This window comes from Klenkia taihuensis (genome assembly GCF_900112525.1).
Lineage (GTDB): Bacteria > Actinomycetota > Actinomycetes > Mycobacteriales > Geodermatophilaceae > Klenkia > Klenkia taihuensis.
On record NZ_FOMD01000005.1, the window covers coordinates 151837 to 173962 of the forward strand.

The window sequence follows — 22126 nt, forward strand, 5'->3', positions numbered from 1 at the left end:
CGTGCGCCTCTACGCCCAGCGACCGGCTCTGCGGACCCGCCAGCTCACCGCCGACGTGCTGCTGGTGGCGTGGGCGGTGCTGTGGGTGCTCGTCGCCCGGGTGGTGCACGCCGCCGTGCTCGTGCTGGCCGAGCCGGGCGTCCAGCTGGAGTCCCTGGGCGGCTCGATCCGCGACACGATGGGCGACGCGGCCGGCGTCGCGGAGGACGTGCCGCTGGTCGGGGACGAGCTCTCGGCGCCGTTCGGCGCGCTCGGGGAGTCCGGGTCCGGCCTGGCCGGCGCCGGGCAGGGCCTGCAGGACGCGGTGCACACCCTGGCCTGGGTGCTCGCCGCGGCGCTGGTGGTCATCCCGGTCGGCTGGGCCCTGGTCCGGTGGGGCGGGTGGCGGCTGGGCTGGGCGCGGCAGGCGGCCGCCGCGGGCCGGCTGGACGTCGAGCTGCTGGCCGCCCGGGCGGTGGCCACCGCGCCGCTGCCGGAGCTGGCCCGGCTGCCCGCCGGCACCGGCGCGGCCTGGCGGGCCGGGGACGCCGTCGCGACCGCGGCCCTGGCCGACCTGGAGCTGCGCCGGCTGGGCCTGCGGTCAGAAGCCCGTGTCGACCGGGCGCAGTCCCGGTGAGGCGCTGCGGTGCGCGGTCACCGCGAGGATGCCGATGACCGCCAGCGCGTTGCGCACCGTGCCGTCGAAGACCATCTGCACCGCCCGCTCCAGCGGCACCCGCTCGACGGTCATGTCGGCCTCCTCGTGCTCCACGACGAAGCCCTCGGGGCGGTCCACCGGGTGCAGGCCCTCGGCCAGGTAGAGCCCGACGACCTCGTCGCAGAAGCCGGGCGTGGACAGCGAGGTGGTGAGCAGCTGCCAGCGGTCGGCGGCCAGCTGGACCTCCTCGGCCAGCTCGCGCTTCGCCGTCTCCAGCGGGGGCTCGCCCTCGGCGTCCCGCAGCCCGGCCGGCAGCTCCCACAGGTGCTCGCGGACCGAGTGCCGGTACTGCCTGAGCATGACGACGGCGCCGTCGTCGTCCAGCGCCACCACGCCGACCGCGCCCGGGTGGGTCACCACCTCACGGACCGAGGACCCGCCGCCGGGCATGGCGACCGTGTCCTTGCGCAGCGAGATGACCCGGCCCTCGTAGACCTGCTCGCTGCCCAGCACCTCGTACATCAGATGCCCATCTCGGCGGTCTCGGGCACCGGGATGCGGCCGGACTCCTGCCGGTCGACCGCGGCCTTGACGAACGCGGCGAACAGCGGGTGCGGGCGGGTGGGCCGGCTCTTGAGCTCCGGGTGGGCCTGGGTGCCGACGTAGAAGGGGTGCACGTCGGCGGGCAGCTCGACGAACTCCACGAGCGTGCCGTCCGGCGAGGTGCCGGAGATGACCAGGCCGGCGTCGGTGAGCCGGTCGCGGTAGGCGTTGGCGACCTCGTAGCGGTGCCGGTGCCGCTCGGTGACCTCGGTCGACCCGTAGGCCAGGGCGGCCTGCGAGCCCTTCGCCAGCGCGGCCGGGTAGCTGCCCAGGCGCATGGTGCCGCCGAGGTCGCCCCTGCCGCCGACGATGTCGACCTGGTCGGCCATCGTGGAGATCACCGCGTCGGGGGTGTCGGGGTCGAACTCCGCGGAGTTGGCGCCCTCGACGCCGGCCAGGTCGCGGGCGGCCTCGATGACCATGCACTGCAGGCCCAGGCACAGGCCCAGGGTCGGGATGCCGTTGGTCCGGGTGTGCCGCAGGGCGCCGAGCTTGCCCTCGATGCCGCGCACGCCGAACCCGCCGGGCACGCAGACGGCGTCCACGCCGGCCAGCGCGGCGGCGGCGCCCTCGGGGGTCTGGCAGTCGTCGGAGGGCACCCAGCGGATCTGCACGCGGGTGCGGTGGGCGAACCCGCCGGCGCGCAGCGCCTCGGTGACCGACAGGTAGGCGTCGGGCAGGTCGATGTACTTGCCGACCAGGCCGACGGTGACGGTGTGCTTGGGGTTGTGCACCCGCTCGAGCAGGTCGCCCCACACGGTCCAGTCGACGTCGCGGAAGGGCAGGCCGAGGCGGCGGACGACGTAGGCGTCCAGGCCCTCGCGGTGCAGCACCTTGGGGATGTCGTAGATCGACGGCGCGTCGGCGCAGGAGATGACGCCCTCGGCCTCGACGTCGCACATCAGGCTGATCTTGCGCTTCATGCCGTCGGGGATCTCGCGGTCGGAGCGGCAGACCAGCGCGTCGGGCTGGATGCCGATGCTGCGCAGCGAGGCCACCGAGTGCTGGGTGGGCTTGGTCTTCAGCTCGCCCGAGGGCGCGATGTAGGGCACCAGCGAGATGTGCAGGAAGAAGCAGTTGTCCCGGCCGATCTCGTGCCGCACCTGGCGGGCGGCCTCCAGGAAGGGCAGCGACTCGATGTCGCCGACCGTGCCGCCGATCTCGGTGATGACCACGTCGACCGGGTCCCCGTCGCGGCCGGCCGCCTCCGCGCCGGCCAGCATGCGGGCCTTGATCTCGTTGGTGATGTGCGGGATGACCTGCACGGTGTCGCCGAGGTACTCCCCGCGCCGCTCCTTGGCGATCACGTCGGAGTACACCTGGCCGGTGGTCACGTTGGCCCGGCCGGTGAGGTCGGTGTCCAGGAACCGCTCGTAGTGCCCGATGTCCAGGTCGGTCTCGGCGCCGTCCTCGGTGACGAAGACCTCGCCGTGCTGGAAGGGGTTCATCGTCCCGGGGTCGACGTTGAGGTAGGGGTCCAGCTTCTGCATCGTCACCCGCAGGCCCCGGGCCGACAGCAGGGCGCCCAGCGAGCTCGCGGTCAACCCCTTGCCGAGGGAGGAGACGACGCCACCGGTCACGAAGACGAACTTCGTCGGGGCTGAGTTCGGGAGGAGGTTCCGCTGTTCAGTCAGTCGACCCACGGGCGCTCACGCTAACACGCACCGGGTCGCCTCCCCCGTGCTCGACCGGCGCCGCGGCGAGCCAGACCAGCAGGGGCACGAGCAGGGTCGCCGCGGTCGCCGGGATGGCCACCCCGGAGTCGTTGACCGCCGCCGCCACGACCAGCGAGAGCGCGACGGCCAGCAGGGCCGCCCGCAGCACGGCGAGGTCGGCCGGAGGCAGCCCGCCGGGGCGGTGCCCGTCGCGGCTGCGGAGCAGGCCACCGGGCCGCACCAGCCAGACCGCGGCGACCGCGGCGACCGCCAGCGTCCAGGCCAGCGGGCTGCCGAGCAGGATGTCGACGTTGGCCACGGCCTTGCGGCTGACCACCGTCCAGGCCTGGCCGTCGAGGACCTGCGCCACGAACCGGCCCAGGTGGCTGCGCTCCGACGGCGGTCGGGTCCAGTCCAGCACCGCGACCGACCCGACGGCCAGCACCGCGACGGCGAGCACCGCGACCAGGCGGGTGACGGTGACCCGGATGCCGCCCAGCAGCATGGCCAGCAGCAGGAACCCCGGGACGGCGGCGATGACCCCGCCGAAGTCGCGGCCCAGCGCCGGCGTCCCGATGAAGCCGACGACCACCACCCCCACCGCCAGGACGGTGACCAGCGCCCGGCGGCGGCCGCCGGTGGGTGCGCGGCGCGCCAGGGCGGTCGCCACGGCGGCGACCAGCAGCAGCGTGCTGACCGGCATGAGGCCGAACGTGAGGTTGCCGTACCCGGTGAACCGGCCGGCCACGATCGCGTCGTAGCCCAGCAGGCCGTCCAGCTCGAGGTGCGACCCGGTCGCCACGTCGACCAGCGGCACCGCGGTGCTGACCGCCAGGACGACCAGGGCCGGCCCCAGCCGTCGGCGCCGCCAGGGGCCGAGCGCGCCGACCGCGGTGAGCAGCCCGGCGATGCCGGCCACCGACCCGGCCAGCGCCCACCGCGGCGACCCGGCGTCCTGCCAGGGCACCAGCGAGGCCAGGTAGGTGGACACCGGCAGCGAGGCGGCGAGCAGGCACACCGGCCGCAGCAGCCGCCGCAGCCGGGCGCGCACCGTCGGGCCGGGCCGGTGGGCGGCCCACCACCGGCGCCACCGGGCCGGGGTGCCCCGCGGGGCCCGCCAGCCACCCAGGGTGAGCAGGCCCAGGCCCACGACGGCGGCGCCGACGAGCACGAGCGCCCAGAAGAAGTCACCGGTGCTGCGGTAGTGCACCACCGCCCGCTCGTTGGCCACCTCGAGCTGGTCGATCGCGTCGGCCAGCGCGGGCCGCTCGCCCGTGGCCGTCATGGGCTGGCCGTTCATCGACGCCGGCTGGTCGACGCCGAGCGCGGCCAGCGCGGTGGGCGCGGCATCGATCAGCTGCACGAACGGCGCCCGGCCGGTGCTCGAGGAGCTCAGCCACCCGCCGTCGAAGCCCGGGCCGTGCGCGATGGCCACGTGCAGCTGCGGGCGGCCGTCGTTGACCTCGGAGACCCCGTCGACCAGCAGCAGGGTGTTCCCGGGGAGGGTGTCCAGCACGCTGCGCAGACCGGCGACGGCGTTGTCGACGGCGCCCAGCGCGGCCGGGCGGGACAGCGGGTCGGTGCCGGTGTCGGTCTCACCGGACCCCGGTGTGCCGGCGTCCAGCAGCTGGTCGAGGGACAGCAGGCTCAGCGGGCAGTTCTCCAGCAGACCGGCCGCCGCGGCCGGGTCGGTCGGCAACGCGTCGAGCTGGGTCAGCCGGGTGTCCCCGCCGGCGGCGGCGACGGTGGCGGCGCGGCCGACGGTCACCGCACAGCCCACGGCGTCCGACAGTGCGGCGGGCTGCGCGCCGAAGCGGGCGGTGGCGGGGTCGTCGGCGATCAGCTCGACGGCGGCCTGCGGGTCGGCCAGGCCGACGGCGGCCACCTGCTCCTGCAGGCCGCAGTAGGACAGCGACGTGTCCTCGGGGACGGAGTCGAACAGGCCCGGCGGGTCGGCGTCCACCCCGCTGCCCTCGGTTCCCTGGTCGGGCAGCGGCACCGGCGGCAGCGGGTCCACCCGGCCGGCCCAGCGGGCCCGGTTGCCCGCGCCGAGGGTGGCCCAGCCGTCGAGCACGCAGGTGGTGGAGCGGGCGGCGCGCACCGACAGCGCCCCGATGGAGGAGCTGCCGGCCAGCTGCCACAGCGCCGGGGTGCCGGTGGGGTCGACGTCGGCCCAGGTCAGCCCCGGGACGCCGACCACCACCACGCGGTCCACGGTGGCCCCGTCGGCCCCGTCGGCCGCGGTGGCCGGGACGGCGGTGCCCAGCAGCACCCCCAGGACGGCGAGCAGGGCCAGCGCGGCGCGGCGCGCGGCGCTCACCCGGGGGACCCGAGCAGTTCGCGGTACACCGCCACCAGCGAGCGTGCGGTGCCCGCCTCGTCGGGCCACTGCGCGGCCCGGTCGCGGCCGGCGTCGGCCAGCCGGCGCGCCCGGTCGGGGTCACCGAGGACGGCGGTGAGCGCGGTGGCCAGCGCGGCGGGGTCGCCGGCGGGGACGAGCTCGGCGGCGTCGCCCACCAGCTCCGGGATGCCGCCCACCCGGGTGGCCACCAGCGGGGTGCCGGTGCGCAGGGCCTCCTGCGCGGTCAGCGACCGGGCCTCCCAGACCGAGGGCAGCACGCAGGCGTCGGCGGCGGCGAGCAGGTCCGCGACGTCGGTACGCCGGCCCAGCAGCTGCACCCGCAGGCCCCGCGCGCCGATCCGGTCGGCCAGCTCGGCCCGCTGCGGCCCGTCGCCGGCGATCGCCACCGCCGGCGCGTCCGGGCCCATCGCGGCGAGGGCGTCCAGCAGCGTGCCGTAGCCCTTCTGCGGGTGCAGCCGGCCCACGGCCACCACCAGCGGGCGGTCACCGGGGACGCCGAGCTCGGCGCGGACCGCGGCGCGGTCGCGGGTCGGTGCGGGCAGCGGCGGGGCCGACACCGGGGCGACCCGGACGTCGCGCGCCCCGGCCCGCCACGCGTTGTCGGCCAGGTCGGCGGACGCGGCGAGCACCAGGTCGGCGGCCCGGATGGTGGCGGCCTCGACCCGGCCGAGCAGTGCCTGCGTGGCCCCGCCGCCGGGCTGCAGCGCGTTGTGCAGGGTGAGCACCAGCGGCCGGTCGGCGCCGGCGACCGGGCGGGCCAGCGCGGCGACCAGCCCGGCGCGCAGCCCGTGGGCGTGCACCAGGTCGGCACCGTCGGTGGCCCGCGCGAGGGCGAGGACCGCCCGCGGGTCGCCGGGCACCGCGGAGATCTGCACCGGGCGGAAGGCCGCGCCGGCGGCGGCGAAGCCGAACAGCTCGTCGGTGGCGGCGGGCCCGCAGACCCGCAGCAGCGCGCCGGCAGCGGTGAGCGGCCCGACCAGGGAGCGCACGTGGGTGCCGACGCCGCCGGTGCTGGTGGCCAGCACCTGGGCCACCCGTCGCCCGGTCAGCTCCCCGTCCACCGCGCTCACCGGGCCTCCTCCGCCGTCCTGTGCTCGTCCCTGCCCCGCTGGTCCTCCACCTGCTGGTCCGGGCCCTGCCCGCCACCGCGCAGGCCGCGCAGCGCGGCCCGCAGCGGTCCGCGGGCGGTCCCCATGATGACCGCTGCGGCCACGAGGAGGACGGCGACGCCGGCCAGCGCACCCGTGCCGACCGCGGCCAGCGCGCCGCCGCCGGGTACCGGGTCGGCCCCCAGGGCCCGCGCCACGGCCACCCCGGCCGCTCCCCCGGCCGCCGCACCGACCAGCGCCGGGACGCCCAGCCGCCCCAGCCCGGTCAGCGCGCCGGCACCGGCGACCCGGGCGGTGACCACCAGCAGGCCGACGCCGGCGACGCTGACCCCGACGGTGTGGCCGAGCGCCAGGGCGACGGCCCGGTCGCTGTCGGGCAGCAGCCCGGCCAGCACCAGGTCGGCCGCGACCGCGACCAGCCAGCCGCCGGCCACGCACACCGTCGGGGACCGCCACAGCCCACGGGCGTAGAGCGCCCGGGTGAGCACGGCGACCAGGCCGTAGCCCAGCAGCCCGGGGACGAAGGCGACCACGGTCGGGGCCAGCAGCTGGGCTGCGGCCCGGTCGGTGGCGAAGAACACCCGGGCGACCGGGCCGGCCACCGCGACCAGCACCGCGACGGCCACCGCGGACAGCGCGACCACCAGCACGGTCACCGGCGCCAGCAGGCGGCAGAACCCGGCGTCGTCGCCCGCCGCCGCCCGCTCGGACAGCCCCGGGTAGGCCGAGGTGGCCAGCGGCACCGCCAGCGCGGCCCACGGCAGCAGGAACAGCGTCATCCCCGCGAAGTAGACGGTCTGCGTGCCGTCGGGCACCCCGCCGGCGTTGGCCAGCCGGATCGCGACCACGGCCACCAGCTGCTGCCCGAGCAGCGTGAGCACCCCGGCGAGGGCCAGCCGGCGCACCCGGGGCGCGGCGCCGACCGGGAACCGCAGCTGCGGCCGCAGCCCCAGCCGCAGCCCGCGCAGCGGCACCAGCAGGCACCCGGCCAGCGCGACGACGCCGAGCGTGGTGCCCACCCCGAGCACCAGCTCGGCCGGCCGGGACAGCTCGTCGACCGACCGGCCGCCGCCGATGCCGGCGAAGGTCAGGTAGGCGCCGGCCACCACGACCGAGGACAGCAGCGGCGCCAGGGCGGGGCCGGCGAACCGGCGGTGGGCCTGCAGCACGCCGGTGAGCACGATGCCGATGCCGTAGAGCACGACCTGCGGGGCGAACACCAGCAGGAACCGGGCGGCCAGCTCGGCCTTGGCGGGGTCGGCGGCGGCGGCCCCCAGCAGCGCCCCGGCGATCGGCCGGGCGGCCAGCGCCAGCACCGCGGCCAGCGGCACGAGCACCAGCAGCGTCCAGCCCAGGAGGGCCGAGGCGGTCTGCCGCACCTGCTCGCGTTCACCGGCGGCGATGCCCCCGGCCAGCATGGGCACCACCAGGCCGGCCAGCGCCCCGCCGGCGACCACCTCGAAGACGATGTTGGGCACGTTGTTCGCCGCGAGGTAGGTGTCGGCGGTGCTGCCCGCGCCCACGGTGTTGGTGAACACGACCGTGCGGCCGAACCCGGCGACCCGGGCCAGCACGGTGAGCACCGCGATGAGCGCGGCGGCCCCGGCGACCCCGCGGAGGGCCTGCTGCCGGGTCACCTCAGGCCGGGCGCCGGCCGAGCCGGTCCAGCTCGCGCAGGCCCGGGGTGGCCTCGATGACCCGGGTGAAGCTGACCTTCTCGCTGGCCAGGGTGAGCGCCGTGACGACGCCGAGGACTGCGGCGCGGGTGCCGCGGGAGCGGCCGGCGGCCAGCCGCAGGCCCAGCACCGCGCCCAGGGCGTTGGCCCCGCAGTCGCCGAGCATGACCCGCTCGCCCAGGTCGTCGGGCAGCACCGCCAGCGCGGCGCCGAGCGGGCCGGCGACCACGGCGCCGGCCGGCCCGGCGAGGGTGGCCCCGGCCAGCAGGGCGCCGGCCTTCGCCGCGCGGCCCGGGCGCAGGTCCAGCAGGTTGACCAGGTTCGCGGTGCCGGCCACCAGGCCGGTGGTGAGCACGCCGTCCACCAGCGCCCCGGCCCCGGTGCCCCGACGGGTGAGCAGGGCCGCGGCCGCGCCGGCGGCGCCGATGCCGGCGACCTTGACCGCCCCGGCGGAGACCCGGCCTGCGCGCAGCGCGGCGAGGTGGCCGGCCAGGCCCTTGTCGCGGGCCTGGTCCGGGCGGGCGCCGGCGAGGTCGTCGTAGCCGCCGACGGCGCCGGACACCGCACCCACCAGGAGCGCGGCCGGGCCGAACCCGGCGGGGGCGCCGGCGGCCGCGGTGACGGTGGCCGCCCCGGCCAGCGCGGCACCGCCGAGCAGGGTGACCGGCCGCCCGGCGTAGTTGGTGCGCCGCCAGCGCTGCGCGCCCGGGCCGTCGGCGACGGCGCGGGCCGCGGCCAGGCCGGCGGTGGTGAGCGCGGCGCCGGCCGCGGCCAACGCGAGCCGGCCGGCCATCAGCCGCCCGCCCCCGCCACGGCCGGGATCGGCGGCACCGGCTGGGCGTCCTCGCCGGTGCCGTACTTGCCCGAGGTGCCCTCGCCCTCGGCCGACAGCGCGAGCACCGTGCTGATCCGGCCCTCGGGTGCGTTGGCGTTGTCCACGGTGGACACCGCGGCCGAGGCGGTGGGGTCGGCCCGGATGGTGCCGACCAGGCCGCCGTCGGCGGCCGCGCCGGCGTCGCCGGAGACGACCGCGCCCGAACCCTGCTCGTCCAGCGCCGTCACCAGCTCGACCAGGGTGGCGTTGCGCTCGGCGGCGTCGTCGCCGGTCAGCGACCCCGAGGTGAGGAAGACCGCGTGGTCGGCGGCGGTGACGCTGGCGCTCTCCTGGCTCAGCACACCCAGCGCGGACAGCCCGGCGAGCACCTGGGAGGTGGAGGTGGTCGGCGGGACGACGGGGGCGCCGCCGTCGGTGCCCGGCCCGATCATCAGCACCTGGGCGAGCAGGCTGCCGACCAGCACGCCGGTGTCGCCGGCCTCCTCGGGCAGGGTCACGCCGGGCGGGAGCGCGCCGGGGCCGGTGACGTAGGCCTGCAGGCTGCTGCCGGTCGCCGGGTCGCTGTAGGCGGGGGTCAGCCGGACGGTGCCGGTGACGGTGGCCCCCGCGTCGCCCAACAGCGCGGTGATCTCGTCCACGGCCGGGGCGCTGACGTCCTCGTTGCCGATCACCAGCACGACCGAGCGGCCGGCCAGGGTGCCGGCGACCAGGGCCGGGCCGACCTCCTCGGCGAACCCGCCGGTGGCGTCGAGCTGGGCCTGCAGACCCTGGTTGGTGTCCTCGAGCCCGCGCTTGTCCTCCTGCAGGCCGCTGACCTGCGTCTGCAGGTTGTCCAGCAGGCCGCCGTTGAGCGCGGTGGTGCCGATGACCACGCCGAGCGCGATGGCCAGGAAGACCGCGATCAGGGAGACGAGGTGGTAGCGGAAGTCGATCACGAGAAGAGGTTCTCCAACCAGAACACGAGGCTGTCCCACTGGTCGACCAGCAGGTCGACGTAGATGCGGCCGGCGGTCGAGACCGCCAGGGCGGCGCCGATCGAGACGAGGGCGGCGAGCACCAGCAGGACGAGGGCGATGGTCGAGATGCGGCTGCGGTAGAGCCGGCTGACGCCCTTGGCGTCGACGAGCTTGCCGCCCAGCCGCAGCCGGGTGAGGAAGGTGGAGGCCATGCCGCCGCGGCCCTTGTCGAGGAACTCGACCAGGGTGGCGTGCGTGCCGACCGCGACGATGAGCGTGGCGCCCTTCTCGTCGGCCAGCAGCATCGCGATGTCCTCGCTGGTGGCCGCGGCAGGGAAAGTGATGGCGTCGACACCGAGGTCGAGCACGCGCTGCAGCCCCGGGGCGCGGCCGTCGGCGTAGGCGTGCACGACCACCTCGGCGCCGCAGCGCAGCACGTCGTCGGAGACCGAGTCCATGTCGCCGATGATCATGTCCGGCTGGTAGCCGGCCTCGATGAGCGCGTCGGCCCCGCCGTCCACCCCGATGAGCACCGGGCGGTAGTCGCGGACGTAGGACCGCAGCGCCGCGAGGTCCTCCTTGTAGTCGTAGCCCCGGACGACGACGAGCACGTGCCGGCCCTCGAGGTCGGTGCGGACGTCGGGCACGCCGACGCCGTCGAGCAGGAGCGCCCGCTCCTTCTTCATGTACTCCATCGTGTTGGCCGCGAAGGCCTCGAGCTGGGTGCTCAGCCCGGCGCGCGCCTCGGCCATCGAGGTGGCGATGGTCTCCTCGGTCTGCTCGGTGCCCGACGCCACCTCCTCGTCGCCGACGTAGAGGGTGCCGCCCTCGAGCCGGGCGGTGGCGCCCTCCTTGACCGCGGCGAAGACGTCGCGGCCGACGCCGTCGACGAGCGGGATGCCGGCCGCGGCGAGGATCCCGGGGCCGAGGTTGGGGTACCGCCCGGAGGTGCTGGCGGCGGCGTTGACGACGGCGGCGACCTTGCACGCGACCAGGGAGTCGGCGCTGACCCGGTCGAGGTCGACGTGGTCGATGACGGCGATGTCGCCGGGCCGCAGCCGCTTGGTCAGGTTCTTGGTGCGGCGGTCCAGCCGCACGGTCCCGCTGACCCCGGGGGTGGTGTCGGCGGCGCGCGAACGCCGCAGGGAACCCATGCGCATGGCCGCGATCGTCGCACGTGGGGCCGACAGGTCCACCGCCCGACGCGCTCCCGCACGCCGCTGAGGGGCAGTCGAGCGGTCACGGAGCGTGGCCGACACCGGGGTCGGACGACACGCCGGGACGGCGCCGGGTACCCCGTCGGGGGCCCTCGGGAGGTGCCTCTAGCGTGGCTCGGGTGACTGGTGGGGCCCGGGCGGGGCGAGCTGCAGCGACTGTCCCGGCGACTCCCCCCGACGACGCACCCGGTGCAGCCACAGCACCGGAGCGACCCGAGGACGTCGTCGCCGAGCAGGCCCGCGCCGACGCCGCCGACGAGGTCGGCCGGGCCCTCGCCGACCAGCCGGCCGCACCCGCCCCGGTCCCGTCCGCCGAGCCCGAGCCCGCGGCGGAGGCGCCCCGGCCGGCCCGGCGCCGCCGGCGCGGGGTGAACCTGCGGGAGCTGCGCCGCCAGCAGACCCGCGAGGCCATCGTCGACGCCGCGGCCGCGCTGTTCGCCGAGCGCGGCTTCGACCACGTGAGCGTGCTGGAGATCGCACAGCGGGCCGGCGTGGTGGAGAAGACGGTGTTCAACCACTTCCCGGTCAAGGAGGGCCTGGTCTTCGAGGCCGACCCGCCGATGCAGGCCGCACTGCTGGACGCGGTGCGCCGGCGCCGGACCGGGGAGTCGGTGGCCGCGGCCGCCGGCACCTTCATCGTGGCCGCCTGCAGCCGGCTCGGTGACCCGGCCGCGGCACCCGCCGTCGCCGAGATGGCCCGGGTGATCCGCGGCTCGCGCACCCTGCAGGTCCGCGAGCGGGAGATCCTCGGCCAGCTGACCGACGCCCTGGCCGAGCAGATCACCCTGGAGACCCGGGCCGCCGCCGGGGAGCTGGAGCCGTGGCTGGCCGCGCACGCGGTGCTGGGGCTGTACCAGTCGCTGCTGGAGCTGGCCCGCGACCGGGTGCTGTCCCCCGACCCCGACGGCGCCGAGCTCGCCGACGAGCTGCGGTCCGCCGGCGAGCGGGGCCTGGCGCTGCTGCAGTTCGGCCTGGCCAGCTACGCCAAACGGAGGACCTGAGGAAGGACCACGGTGCCCCCCACCCGGCGCTGACGCGCCGGCCGGGCCCCTGCACCGCGGCCGGGGAGGTCAGCGGGTGTCGCCGGCCTTCTGCAGCAGCTCGCGGGCGTGCGCCTGGCCGGTGTCGCTGTCGGCCAGGCCGGACAGCATCCGGGCCAGCTCGCGCACCCGGTCCTCCCCGCGCACCGCGCGGATGTCGGTGGCCGTCACCCCGGCGGCGGTGTCGGCGGACTTGTCCACCACCAGGTGCGTGTCGGCGAACGCCGCGACCTGGGCGAGGTGGGTGACGACGACGACCTGGTGCTCGCGGGCCAGCCGGGCCAGCCGCCGCCCGATCTCGCCCGCGGCCTGGCCGCCGACCCCGGCGTCCACCTCGTCGAAGACCATGACCGGTACCGGGTCGGCGCCGGCGAACACGACCTCGATGGCCAGCATCACCCGCGACAGCTCGCCGCCGGAGGCGCCCTTGTGCACCGGCCGGGCGGGGGCGCCGGGGTGCGCGGCCAGCAGCAGCGCCACCTCGTCGGCGCCCTCGGGGCCGGGGTGCTCGGGGTCGGTCTCCACCGAGAAGGACACCCGGGCGGCGGCCATGGCCAGCCCGGCCAGCTCCCGCCCGACGTCGGCGGCGAACCCGTCGGCGGCGGCCAGCCGCCCGGCGGTGACCTCGGCCGACAGCGACCGCAGCTCCTCGCGGGCGGCGTCGCGCTCGGCGGCCAGCCGCTCCAGCGCCTCGTCGGAGACGTCGAGGCGGCTCAGCCGCTCCTCGGCGTCCCGGGCCCAGGCCAGCACGCCGGCCACCCCGCTGGCCGGGTCTGCGTAGCCGCGGACCAGCGTGGTGATCGCCGCGCGGCGGTCCATCACCTCGGCCAGCCGGGCGGGGTCGGCGTCCAGGTCGGCGACGTACCCGGCCAGCTCCACGCCGATGTCGGCGACGACGGCCCCGGCGTCGGCCAGCCGGTCGGCCAGCGCGCGCAGCTGCGGGTCCCCGGCCGCGGCCAGCGCCCGCTGCCCGGCGGCGAGCGCGGTGACGGCGTCCTGGGGCAGGTCGTCGGCACCGCCGAGGTCGCCGGTGGTGTCGCCGACCAGGGCGAGGCGGGCCTCGTCGGCGGCGGCGCGCAGCGCATCGGCGTCGCCCAGCCGCGCGGCGAGCGCGTCGAGCTGGGTGTCCTCGTCGGGCTCGGGGGCGACCGCGGCGATCTCTTCAAGGCCCCGCCGCAGCACCTCGGCGGTCTGCGCGAGCTCACGGGTCTGGGTGCGGCGACGCTCGAGGTCCTCGGCCAGCTGCCGCCAGCGGGCGTGCGCCTGCCGGTGCCGCTCGACCAGCTCCAGCTGGGCGGCCCCGGCGTACCGGTCCAGGGCGCGGCGCTGCTCGGCCGGGCGGGTCAGCCGCAGCTGGTCGGTCTGCCCGTGCAGCGCCAGCAGGTCCTCGGCGAGCTCGGCGACCACGCCGACGGGGACGCTGCGCCCGCCCAGGTGCGCGCGGGAACGGCCCTCGGCGTTCACGGTGCGGGCCAGGATGAGGGTGCCGTCCTCGTCGGCCTCGGCACCGGCGTCGGCGGCCCGGGCCCACACCGGGGAGTCCTGGGGCAGCGCGAGCCGGCCCTCGACGCCGGCCCGCCCGGTGGCCCGCACCCGGCCGGGGTCGGCCCGGCCGCCGAAGAGCAGGCTCAGGCCGGTCACCACCATCGTCTTGCCGGCACCGGTCTCGCCGGTGACGACCGTCAACCCCGGGTCGAGGTCGAGGGTCACGTCGTCGATCGCGCCCAGGCCGTGGATGTGCAGCTCGGTCAGCGCACCGTTGCGGGCCGGGCCGGCCGGCGCCGGCGGGACGGCCTTGCTGCGCGGCTCACGCCTGGCCATCGGCACCCCCGCCCGCCGGCCGGTCGGCGGTGTCCTCGCGCAGCAGCACGTTGCGGCCGCGCGGCAGCTCGTGGCCGGGGCCGGCGTGGCCGCGCGCGCCGCGGAAGCCGCGGACCGGCAGCCCGAACTTGGCGACCAGGCGGTCGCCGAAGCTGCGCGGCTGCACCCGGGCGATGCGCACCGGGCGCTCGGAGCGGCGGACGTCCACCCGGCCCCCGACGGGGATCTCCACGGTGCGGCGCCCGTCGGCGGACACCCGGGCGCGGGTGCCGTCGGCGGGGACCCCGACGGTGAGCACCGACTGCGGGGAGGTGACCAGCGGGCGGGCGAAGAGGGCGTGCGCGTTGGTGGGCACGACCAGGATCGCCTCGACGTCGGGCCACACGACGGGGCCGCCGGCGGAGAAGGCGTAGGCGGTGGACCCGGTGGGGGTGGCGGCGAGCACGCCGTCGCAGCCGAAGCTGGTCAGCGGGCGGCCGTCGATGGCCAGCACGACGTCGAGCACCCGGGAGCGCTCGACCTTCTCCACCGACGCCTCGTTGAGCGCCCAGGTGCCGCCGACCCGCTCGCCCGCGGCGTCGAAGACGTCGACGGCGAGGGTCAGCCGCTCCTCGACGGAGTACTCGCACTGCTCGATGGCGGTCAGGGTCTCCTCGACGGTCTCGGGCTCGGTCTCGGCGAGGAACCCGACCTTGCCCAGGTTGACGCCGGTGAGCGCGGCGTCGGTGGCCCGGGCGAGCTCGGCGGCGCGCAGGAACGTGCCGTCGCCGCCCATGACGATGACCACCTCGGCGCCCTCGGCGGCGCCGGGGCCGAAAGGCACCACCTCCGCGCCCTCGATGCCGAGGTCGACGGCTTCGTCCTCGAGCAGCCGGACGACCAGCCCGGCGCGGGACAGCCGCTCGGCGGAGGAGCGGGCGAGCTCGATGATGTCGGCCCGGCCGGTGTGCACCGCCAGCAGCACCCGGCGGACCCCCTCGGCCGGCGTGCAGGCGGTGCGGTCGGCTGGCTGGCTGGCGGTCACTGGGGGCCTTCCTGGACTGCTCGGTCGATGGCTGCGGGGTCCGGCGGCGGCGCGTCGGCGCGCAGGTGGAGGAAGAACTCGACGTTGCCCGCCGGACCTGGCAGCGGGCTGGCGACGACCCCGGCCGTCCCCCACCCCGCGTCGGCGGCGGCCCGGGCGACGGTGAGGACGGCGTCGGCGCGGTGGCCGAGGTCGCGGACCACCCCGCCGGTGCCCAGCCGCTCCCGGCCGACCTCGAACTGCGGCTTGACCATCGGCAGCAGCTCCCCCGCGGGGTCGGTGCAGGCCAGCAGGGCGGGCAGCACCAGCCGCAGGGAGATGAAGGACAGGTCGGCGACCACCAGGTCCACCGGCCCGCCGATGTCGGCGGGCGTCAGGGTGCGCACGTTGGTCCGCTCGTGGACGGCGACCCGGTCGTCGGTGCGCAGCGACCAGGCCAGCTCGCCGTAGCCGACGTCGACGGCGACCACCTCGCGGGCGCCGCGGGTCAGGCACACCTCGGTGAAGCCGCCGGTGGAGGCACCGGCGTCGAGCACCCGGCGGCCGGCCGGGTCGACCCCGAAGGCGTCCAGCGCACCGATCAGCTTGTGCGCGCCGCGGGAGACCCAGGACGGCGTGCCGGCGTCGGCCCGGACGACGACCGGGGTGCCGGCGTCGACGCCGGTGGCCGGTTTGGTCGCGGTCTGCCCGGCCACGGTGACCCGGCCCTCTGCGATGAGCGCCTGGGCGTGCTCCCGGGACCGGGCCAGCGAGCGGCGGACGAGCTCGGCGTCCAGCCGCGCACGGCGGGCCATCAGCGCGGCGCCCGGGGAGGGCGGGTGGTCACAGCTGGTCGACGGTGGCGAGCAGCCGGTGCAGCCGGTCGTGCTCGGCCGCCAGGACGTCGGCGTGCTGGCCCACCGGCAGGTCGGCCAGCCGGGCGGCGAGGTCGTCGGGGGACGCGTCGGCGGCCGAGCCGTCGGACGTGGCCGGGCCGGCGGCCGGGTCGTCGGCTGCGGGTGCCGGTGCGGGCCGCAGCCACGCACCCGGGCGAGGTGCCTCCGGGGTGGTCACAGGTGCCGCCTCCTCCCGCCGTCGGGCGCTCCGGGCGGGCCGCCGGGCGCACGGTCGAGGTTACCGGCCGGTGGGCGGGCCGCTGGCCGGGCCGGGACCCCGCCGGCCGGGGGCCGGGCGCGCGGTAGCGTGCCGGCGTCCCCGCACCCGATGCTCCCCGGAGGCAGTCGACCGTGGCCACGCTCGAGCAGTGCATGACCGCCCTGGAGGGCTTCGTCGGCGACCTGGCGGCCAACCCCGCGCTGGCCGGGCTCGACCGGTCGGTGTCCTGCCGGCTGACCGACCTGGGGCAGGTCGTGCAGGGCCGGTTGGTCAACGGCAGCGCGCAGGGCATGGCCGCGGTGCCCGAGGGCCCCGGCGTGCCGAAGGCCGACATCCGGATCACCACCGCCAGCGACGACCTGCTCGCGCTGACGTCGGGGGAGCTGGGTTTCGGGTCGGCGTGGGCGTCGGGCCGGGTCAAGCTCGAGGCCGGCCTCCGCGACATGCTGCGGCTGCGCGCCCTGCTCTGACCCCGGCGGGCCGCCGGGGTCAGCGGCCGGTCAGGCCCCACCGGCCCAGCGCCTCCGTGGCCGCGTCGTCGGAGGCCGTCGCCTGCGCCGCAGCGCCGCCGTCGGGGTGGGCGGCCCAGTGCGCGACGCACAGGGCCCGCAGCCCGTCCAGCCCGTCGTCCTCGCCCTCCGGTGCTCCCGCCGTGCGGGCGAGCCGCAGCTCGTCCTGCGCCGCCGTCGCGGTCCAGGCGCCGCACCGCCACCCGTCGCCGCTGGGCTGCACCTCGGGGTGCACGCGGTCCAGGCCGCCGACGTCCTCGGCGAGCAGGTCCGGTCGCGCCTCGGGGCCGGCGGCCAGCAGGTCGGCGGGGGTGGTCACCCCGGAGAGGACCAGCAGGGTCGGTGCGCCCACCCGGAGGCCACCCTCGATGTCGGTGTCCAGCCGGTCACCGACGACCAGCGGCCGCTGCGCGCCGGTGCGCCGCACGCACTCCGCGTGCATGGCCGGGTCGGGCTTGCCGGTGACCAGCGGCTGCTGGCCGGTGACGGTGCTGACCACGCCGACCAGGGCGCCGTTGCCGGGCAGCACGCCGCGGGGCGAGGGGATGGTGGCGTCGGCGTTGGTGGCCACGTGGGTGGCACCGCCGCGCACCGCGACGACGGCCTCGGCGAGCTGGGTCCAGCCCACGTCGCGGCCGTAGCCCTGCACCACCGCGACCGGTTCGTCCTCGGCGCGCTCGACCACGCGCAGGCCGGCCTCCCGCAGCGCGGCCGCGACCCCGGGCCCACCGACGGGCAGGACGGCGGCGCCGTCGCCGAACCGCTGGGCGACCACGGTGGCCGCGGCCTGCGAGCTGGTGATCACGTCACCCGCCTCGGCGGGCATGCCGAGCTCGGTCAGGTGCGCGGCCACCTCGTCCGGGGTGCGTGCGGCGTTGTTGGTGACGAAGCCGAGCCGCATGCCGGCCGAGCGGGCCCGCTCCAGGGCCTGCGCCGCACCGGGGACCGCGTCGGGGCCGACGTAGAGGACGCCGTCGAGGTCGAGCAGGGCGACGTCGTAGGCGGTGTCGGGTGCCCGGTCGGCGCCGCGGGCGAGCGGGGGCAGGGACTGCTGCGAGGTCACCCGCGCATCCGACCACAGCGGCCCGGGGAGCGCCCGTCCCACGCCTCTTACCATCGCGGGGTGCCCTCGCCCAGCCCCACCGACCCCGGGCTGCAGGTGCACCCCTTCCGCTCGCTCACCTACGCCGCACGCTCCCCGGAGCAGCTGGCCCGGGTGAGCTCGCCAGCCTACGACCTGGTGACCGCGGCGGGCCGGGAGCGCCTGGCCGCGGCGGACCCGCACAACGTCGTCCGGCTGATCCTGCCCGACGTCCCGGCCGCGCCGGGTGAGCCCGCCGGTGACCGCGCCCGGCGCTCGGCCGCGCAGGCCGCCGCGACCCTGGCCGCGTGGCGGGCCGAGGGCATGCTCGTCGAGGACGGCGAACCGGCCCTGTGGTCCTACCGGATGGTCGACCCGGCCGGCCCGGTGACCACCGGGTGGCTGGCCGCGGTGGAGCTGCCGCCGGCCGGTTCGGCAGCGGTGCTGCCCCACGAGGACGTCTTCGCCCCCGCCGTGGAGGGCCGCCGCCTGCTGCTGGCGGCCACCGGCACCGACCTGGAGCCGATCGTGCTCGCCCACGACGCGGACGCCGCCGTGGGCGCGGCGACCGACCGCGTGCTCGAACAGCCGGCCGACCTGGTGGTGGAGGACGTGGACGGCGTGCGGCACGAGCTGCGCCGGGTCGCCGACCCCGTCGAGGTCGAGCAGGTCGTGCACGGCCTCGCCCGCACCCGGGCGGTCATCGCCGACGGGCACCACCGCTTCGCCGCGGCCCGGGCCCACGCCGCCGGCGGCCCGGGAAGGGTGCTCGCACTGCTGACGCCGATGGGGCCGGGGGGCCTGCGGGTGCGCGCCATCCACCGGGTGGTGCCCGGACTGGACCTGGACCGGGCGGTCGACCTGGCCGCCCGCGACTTCGCGACCGAACCGGTGGAGGGACCGGCCGAGCAGGTGGCCGCCACCTGGGTGCAGGCACCGGGCAGCGCCTGCTTCCTGGTGACCGACGGCCACCGGACGGTGCGCCTGTCCCGGCCCGGGGACGCGGCCCGCGCCCGGGTACCGGGTCGTGCGCCGGAGGCGTGGAGGTCGCTGGACGTCGTGCTGGCCCACCACGGCCTGCTCGCCGGAGCGTGGGGCCTGCCCGACGACCCGGCTGCGGTGCTCGTCGCCCACGACCTCGACGAGGCGTTCCGGGCGGCCCGCGGGACCGGCGGGGTGGCGCTGCTCCTGCGGTCCTCGTCGCCGGCCGACGTCGCAGCGGTGGCCCGGGCCGGCGCCCGGATGCCGCGCAAGTCGACGCTGTTCGTGCCCAAGCCCCGCACCGGGCTGGTCTTCCGCCCGCACTGACCGGCTCACCCGGCGTCCAGCTCGGGCTCGGCACGGCGGGTGGGCACCCGGCACTTGCGCGCCCGCCGGCAGTCGACCTCGTGGGCGACCGCACGGCCGGTGGGGGTGCGCCAGAACCGGCGGCGGAGGGAACCCTCCACCTCCAGCAGGTCACCGGGCTGCCAGGCCGCCGACCGGGTGATCAGCGCCTTGCCGAAGCTGACGCAGGTGATGGTGTCCTGCCCGGGCTCGCGCGGCCGAGCCGCACGGGGCGGCGGGGCCGGGCGGCGCACCGTCAGCCGGAACACCAGCAAGGTGTCGCCGCTGGGCAGCTCGCGCAGCTCCACGGGGCCGGCCAGCCGCCCCCGGAGGGCGACGTCGTTGCGGTCGATGACGGACAGGCTCATGCCGGGAGCGTCCTGCCCCACCCGGCCGCCCACCAGGCCCGCCCAGGATCTGTGGACGGACCCGGTGGTTGTGGACGACGGGCGTCAGGACGTCGGTGGTTCGTGCTCCTCCCCGCGCTCCCCCGGCGCGGCGAACATCTCCGAACGGTCGGGCAGCGGGCCGCGCTGGGGCTGCACGGCGACGTCGGTGGTCTGCGGGTCGGAGAAGCCGGGCACCGGGATCTCGCCCAGGAGCTCGGCCACCTCCTCCTCGACGTCCTGCTCGTCCGGGTCGTACTCCGCCAGGTCGGCGTCGCCGTCGCCCTCGGCGAGCAGCTCGTCGTCGGCGGTCACGCCCTCGTCGTCGGCGTCCTCGTCCGCGACATCCCCGTCCGCGACGTCCCCGTCCGCGACGTCCCCGTCCGCGACGTCTCCGTCCTCGGGCTCCTCGTCGGCCGCGTCGACGTCCGTGCCGTCGTCCGCGAGACCGTCCCCGAAGTCGTCCGTGTCGTCGAGGTCGTCGAGGTCGTCGGCGTCGTCGTCCACGTCGTCGTAGCGGGCGGCCACACCGGTCTCGTCGTCCGGGTCGGCCTCCATGATCGCCTCGAACCACTGCTGGGCGAGCGCGACGTCCCCGCGGGTCTCCAGCAGGTCGGCGTAGGCGGTGGCCAGCCGGAGCTGTCCGGTGTCCCCGTTCCGCAGACCGGCCGGGTCGGGTCGCCCACCGAGGGCCGCCTCGAGGACCAGCGCCGCGGCCGGCAGCTCGCCGAGGTCCTGCCGGGAGCCGGCCTCGACCAGCCGCAGCTCCACGGTCTCCTCCTCGTCGGGACCGGCGGCCAGGGCCTCGGTGACGAGCTTGAGCGCTGCGTCGGGCCGGCCGAGGGCGCGCTCGCAGTCGGCCAGCACGGCGCGGTAGGACTCGTCCCCGCTCATCCGGCGGTAGGCACGCAGCTCGCGGGCCGCCTCGGCGAAGTCCCCGGCGTGGTAGGCGGCGACCCCGACGGCCTCGCGCACCACGGCGATGCGCGAGGCGCGGCCCCGCGCGGCCTGGGCGTGCGCGAGCGCGGCGGCCGGGTCGTCCTCGAGCAGACCACCGGCAGCGGCCAGGTGCTGGCCGACGACCCCGGCGTTGCGCGACTCGAGACCCTTCAGCGCCCGACGGACCGAGCCGTCGAGCTGCTTCGGGTCGGCCCACCCGGGGATGGGCGGGCCCACCGGCCGCTCGTCCGCCGAGCGGTCGGGACGTCCGCCCCGGTCGGGCCGACCGCCGCCGGGCCGACCTCCGGCCGACGGCCGGTCCTGCCAGGCCGGCCGTCCGCCCCGGTCGCCTCCGGCGCCACCGACGGGCCGCTCCACCCGCGGGCGGCCGCCGTCGCCGTAGCGGGGCGTCCACTCACCGCTGAGCCGGGCCCGCTCGCGAGCGCCGGGGAGTTGCTCACCCGCGGGCCGTTCGGGGCGGCGGTCCTGCCAGGCCGGCCGCCCACCCGAGCGCGGCGCCCCCTGGGCGCCGGGACCCGACCGGTAGCCACCGGCGTCTTGACCGTCCGACCGCTGCCCACCCGGGCGCCGATCCTGCCACTGCGGCCGGTCCCCTCGCTGGCCACCCGCCGGACGGCGATCGCCACCCTGCGGCCCCGTGCCCCCGGCCCCCGCACCCGAGGGACGGCGGTCCTGCCACGACGGCCGGTCCCCTCCGGGACGCGCCGGACCTCGGTCCTGCCACGACGGCCGGTCCGCGCCACCGGGACGCCCGGCACCACGCTCCTGCCACGACGGCCGGTCCCCGTCACCGGGACGCCCGGCACCACGGCCCTGCCACGACGGGCGATCACCGCCGCCCGGACGCCCGGCACCGCGGTCCTGCCAGCTCGGACGGTCGCCGTTGCGCGCGGGGCCGGCCGGGCGCCGGTCCCCCGAAGCCGGTCGATCCCCGCCCCGTGGTGCACCGCCACGGTTCTGCCAACCGGCGCCGTCCCCGCCTCGAGTCGGCCCACCCGAACGGCGGTCGTCGCCCCCGGGACGGCCGCTGCGCGCCCCGCCGTCCTGAGCCGGACGTCCGTTCCCCGGGCGTCCGCCCGCTGCGGGACGACGGTCCTGCCAGCCGGGGCGGTCGCCGTCCCGCGATCCACCGGACGGTCGACGGTCCTGCCACGACGGACGCTCCGCCGGGCCGCCCCGACCGTCACCGCGGGCGGGCCGATCCTGGCGCGTGGGCCGGTCGCCGGAGCGCTCGGCCCCCGGTCGATCGGCACCACCGGAGCGGTCGTCACGTGACGACCCACCACGCGCGCCCTGCGGGCCACCGCTGCGCCGCTCGCCGGCCGGTCGGAACGGGCGCCCGGAGCCGCCCGGGGTCCGTCCCCGACCCCCACGGTCGGAGCCGCCGGAGCCTCGTCGCGGAGAAGTCATCGTGAAGGTTCCTCGTCGTGTTCGGATGAATGGGGCCGGAAATGCGCCTAGGGGGCTACAGCAATTGCTGTAGCCCCCTAGGTGAATGGTGTCCGGCGGTGTCCTACTCTCCCACCCGGTCCCCCGGGCAGTACCATCGGCGCTGAGAGGCTTAGCTTCCGGGTTCGGAATGAGACCGGGCGTTTCCCTCTCGCCATGACCGCCGTAACTCTGTGAAAGTTTCCGAGCCACCCCTCACCCCCGGTTGACCTGGTGGTCTGGGGGGTTGGGGTGGGGTGTTCGGTTCTTTCAGAACCGCACAGTGGACGCGAGCACGCTTGTGTATCAGGACGTGGTTGTGGTGAGGCAAGTCCTCGGCCTATTAGTACCGGTCAGCTCCACACATTGCTGTGCTTCCACTTCCGGCCTATCAACCCGCTGGTCT

At 77.4% G+C, this 22126-nt stretch carries 19 protein-coding genes and 2 rRNA genes; 4 read left to right on the top strand and 17 right to left on the bottom strand.

Going from position 1 to position 22126, the window contains the following annotated elements; all coding sequences use genetic code 11:
- Position 1: 1 nt before the first annotated feature.
- Complete coding sequence (locus BM158_RS19745; protein ID WP_091563688.1) at positions 2-616, top strand: hypothetical protein; 615 nt, start codon at positions 2-4, stop codon at positions 614-616.
- Here BM158_RS19745 and BM158_RS19750 read toward each other — a convergent pair.
- From BM158_RS19750 to steA, 8 genes are read right to left on the bottom strand one after another with little or no spacing between them, the layout of a single operon-like run.
- On the bottom strand, positions 581-1159 hold the full coding sequence (locus BM158_RS19750; protein ID WP_091563690.1) for an NUDIX domain-containing protein: 579 nt from the start codon (positions 1157-1159) through the stop codon (positions 581-583). The genes BM158_RS19745 and BM158_RS19750 overlap by 36 nt on opposite strands.
- Positions 1159-2883, bottom strand: a complete 1725-nt coding sequence (locus BM158_RS19755; RefSeq protein ID WP_268247891.1) for a CTP synthase — start codon at positions 2881-2883, stop codon at positions 1159-1161. The genes BM158_RS19750 and BM158_RS19755 overlap by 1 nt, the downstream gene beginning before the upstream one ends.
- The gene (locus BM158_RS19760) at positions 2867-5215 is read right to left on the bottom strand and encodes a hypothetical protein (RefSeq protein WP_091563692.1); all 2349 of its coding nucleotides are present in this window, start codon (positions 5213-5215) and stop codon (positions 2867-2869) included. The genes BM158_RS19755 and BM158_RS19760 overlap by 17 nt, the downstream gene beginning before the upstream one ends.
- The gene (locus tag BM158_RS19765) at positions 5212-6327 is read right to left on the bottom strand and encodes a glycosyltransferase family 4 protein (RefSeq protein WP_091563694.1); all 1116 of its coding nucleotides are present in this window, start codon (positions 6325-6327) and stop codon (positions 5212-5214) included. Before BM158_RS19765 ends, BM158_RS19760 begins: the two co-directional genes overlap by 4 nt.
- Positions 6324-8003 carry a murein biosynthesis integral membrane protein MurJ gene (gene murJ, locus BM158_RS19770; RefSeq protein ID WP_091563697.1) on the bottom strand — a complete coding sequence of 560 codons (1680 nt, stop codon included), beginning with the start codon at positions 8001-8003 and terminating at the stop codon, positions 6324-6326. Before murJ ends, BM158_RS19765 begins: the two co-directional genes overlap by 4 nt.
- 1 nt (position 8004) lies before the next feature.
- Complete coding sequence (locus BM158_RS19775) at positions 8005-8835, bottom strand: hypothetical protein (protein WP_091563699.1); 831 nt, start codon at positions 8833-8835, stop codon at positions 8005-8007.
- Positions 8835-9812 (bottom strand): copper transporter, encoded by a 978-nt coding sequence (locus tag BM158_RS19780; protein WP_091563701.1) that lies wholly within the window; start codon positions 9810-9812, stop codon positions 8835-8837. Before BM158_RS19780 ends, BM158_RS19775 begins: the two co-directional genes overlap by 1 nt.
- Positions 9809-10993, bottom strand: a complete 1185-nt coding sequence (gene steA / locus BM158_RS19785) for a putative cytokinetic ring protein SteA (protein WP_091563704.1) — start codon at positions 10991-10993, stop codon at positions 9809-9811. Before steA ends, BM158_RS19780 begins: the two co-directional genes overlap by 4 nt.
- 176 nt (positions 10994-11169) lie before the next feature.
- Here steA and BM158_RS19790 point away from each other — a divergent pair, with 176 nt between their 5' ends.
- Entirely contained in the window at positions 11170-12051 is an 882-nt protein-coding gene (locus tag BM158_RS19790; protein ID WP_091563706.1) for a TetR/AcrR family transcriptional regulator, read from the top strand.
- Positions 12052-12120: 69 nt separating this feature from the next.
- Here BM158_RS19790 and recN read toward each other — a convergent pair whose 3' ends face one another.
- The 4 genes from recN to BM158_RS22775 are packed head-to-tail and all read right to left on the bottom strand — an operon-like array spanning position 12121 to position 15988.
- Complete coding sequence (gene recN / locus BM158_RS19795) at positions 12121-13911, bottom strand: DNA repair protein RecN (RefSeq protein ID WP_091563770.1); 1791 nt, start codon at positions 13909-13911, stop codon at positions 12121-12123.
- The gene (locus tag BM158_RS19800) at positions 13898-14935 is read right to left on the bottom strand and encodes an NAD kinase (RefSeq protein WP_091563709.1); all 1038 of its coding nucleotides are present in this window, start codon (positions 14933-14935) and stop codon (positions 13898-13900) included. Before BM158_RS19800 ends, recN begins: the two co-directional genes overlap by 14 nt.
- Entirely contained in the window at positions 14932-15729 is a 798-nt protein-coding gene (locus BM158_RS19805; protein WP_091563711.1) for a TlyA family RNA methyltransferase, read from the bottom strand. The genes BM158_RS19800 and BM158_RS19805 overlap by 4 nt, the downstream gene beginning before the upstream one ends.
- 28 nt (positions 15730-15757) lie before the next feature.
- Positions 15758-15988, bottom strand: coding sequence for a hypothetical protein (locus tag BM158_RS22775; RefSeq protein ID WP_091563713.1), 231 nt, complete (start codon positions 15986-15988; stop codon positions 15758-15760).
- Positions 15989-16161: 173 nt separating this feature from the next.
- On the opposite strand from BM158_RS22775, the gene BM158_RS19815 reads away from it, so the two are divergent.
- Positions 16162-16500: an SCP2 sterol-binding domain-containing protein gene (locus BM158_RS19815; RefSeq protein ID WP_091563715.1), complete on the top strand. Its 339-nt coding sequence runs from the start codon at positions 16162-16164 to the stop codon at positions 16498-16500.
- A gap of 19 nt (positions 16501-16519) precedes the next feature.
- Here the strand turns inward: BM158_RS19815 and BM158_RS19820 are convergent, their stop codons facing one another.
- Complete coding sequence (locus BM158_RS19820; protein WP_229827349.1) at positions 16520-17602, bottom strand: HAD-IIA family hydrolase; 1083 nt, start codon at positions 17600-17602, stop codon at positions 16520-16522.
- A gap of 60 nt (positions 17603-17662) precedes the next feature.
- On the opposite strand from BM158_RS19820, the gene BM158_RS19825 reads away from it, so the two are divergent.
- Entirely contained in the window at positions 17663-18928 is a 1266-nt protein-coding gene (locus tag BM158_RS19825) for a DUF1015 family protein (RefSeq protein ID WP_091563719.1), read from the top strand.
- Between the two features lie 5 nt (positions 18929-18933).
- Here BM158_RS19825 and BM158_RS19830 read toward each other — a convergent pair whose 3' ends face one another.
- The 4 genes from BM158_RS19830 to BM158_RS19845 all read right to left on the bottom strand — a co-directional run.
- Positions 18934-19314 (bottom strand): single-stranded DNA-binding protein, encoded by a 381-nt coding sequence (locus tag BM158_RS19830; RefSeq protein ID WP_091563721.1) that lies wholly within the window; start codon positions 19312-19314, stop codon positions 18934-18936.
- Positions 19315-19398: 84 nt separating this feature from the next.
- On the bottom strand, positions 19399-20508 hold the full coding sequence (locus tag BM158_RS19835) for a tetratricopeptide repeat protein (RefSeq protein WP_091563722.1): 1110 nt from the start codon (positions 20506-20508) through the stop codon (positions 19399-19401).
- A gap of 1284 nt (positions 20509-21792) precedes the next feature.
- A 5S ribosomal RNA gene (gene rrf / locus BM158_RS19840) occupies positions 21793-21909 on the bottom strand.
- A 134-nt stretch (positions 21910-22043) separates the two neighbouring features.
- Positions 22044-22126 (bottom strand): 23S ribosomal RNA (locus BM158_RS19845); the annotation flags it as partial.

Excerpts from the sequence above, each read along its gene's own strand:
- BM158_RS19750 (WP_091563690.1), bottom strand. The coding sequence starts at position 1,159 with ATGTACGAGGTGCTGGGCAGCGAGCAGGTCTACGAGGGCCGGGTCATC.
- BM158_RS19775 (WP_091563699.1), bottom strand. The coding sequence starts at position 8,835 with ATGGCCGGCCGGCTCGCGTTGGCCGCGGCCGGCGCCGCGCTCACCACC.
- steA (WP_091563704.1), bottom strand. The coding sequence starts at position 10,993 with ATGCGCATGGGTTCCCTGCGGCGTTCGCGCGCCGCCGACACCACCCCC.
- recN (WP_091563770.1), bottom strand. The coding sequence starts at position 13,911 with ATGGCCAGGCGTGAGCCGCGCAGCAAGGCCGTCCCGCCGGCGCCGGCC.
- BM158_RS19805 (WP_091563711.1), bottom strand. The coding sequence starts at position 15,729 with ATGGCCCGCCGTGCGCGGCTGGACGCCGAGCTCGTCCGCCGCTCGCTG.
- BM158_RS19830 (WP_091563721.1), bottom strand. The coding sequence starts at position 19,314 with ATGAGCCTGTCCGTCATCGACCGCAACGACGTCGCCCTCCGGGGGCGG.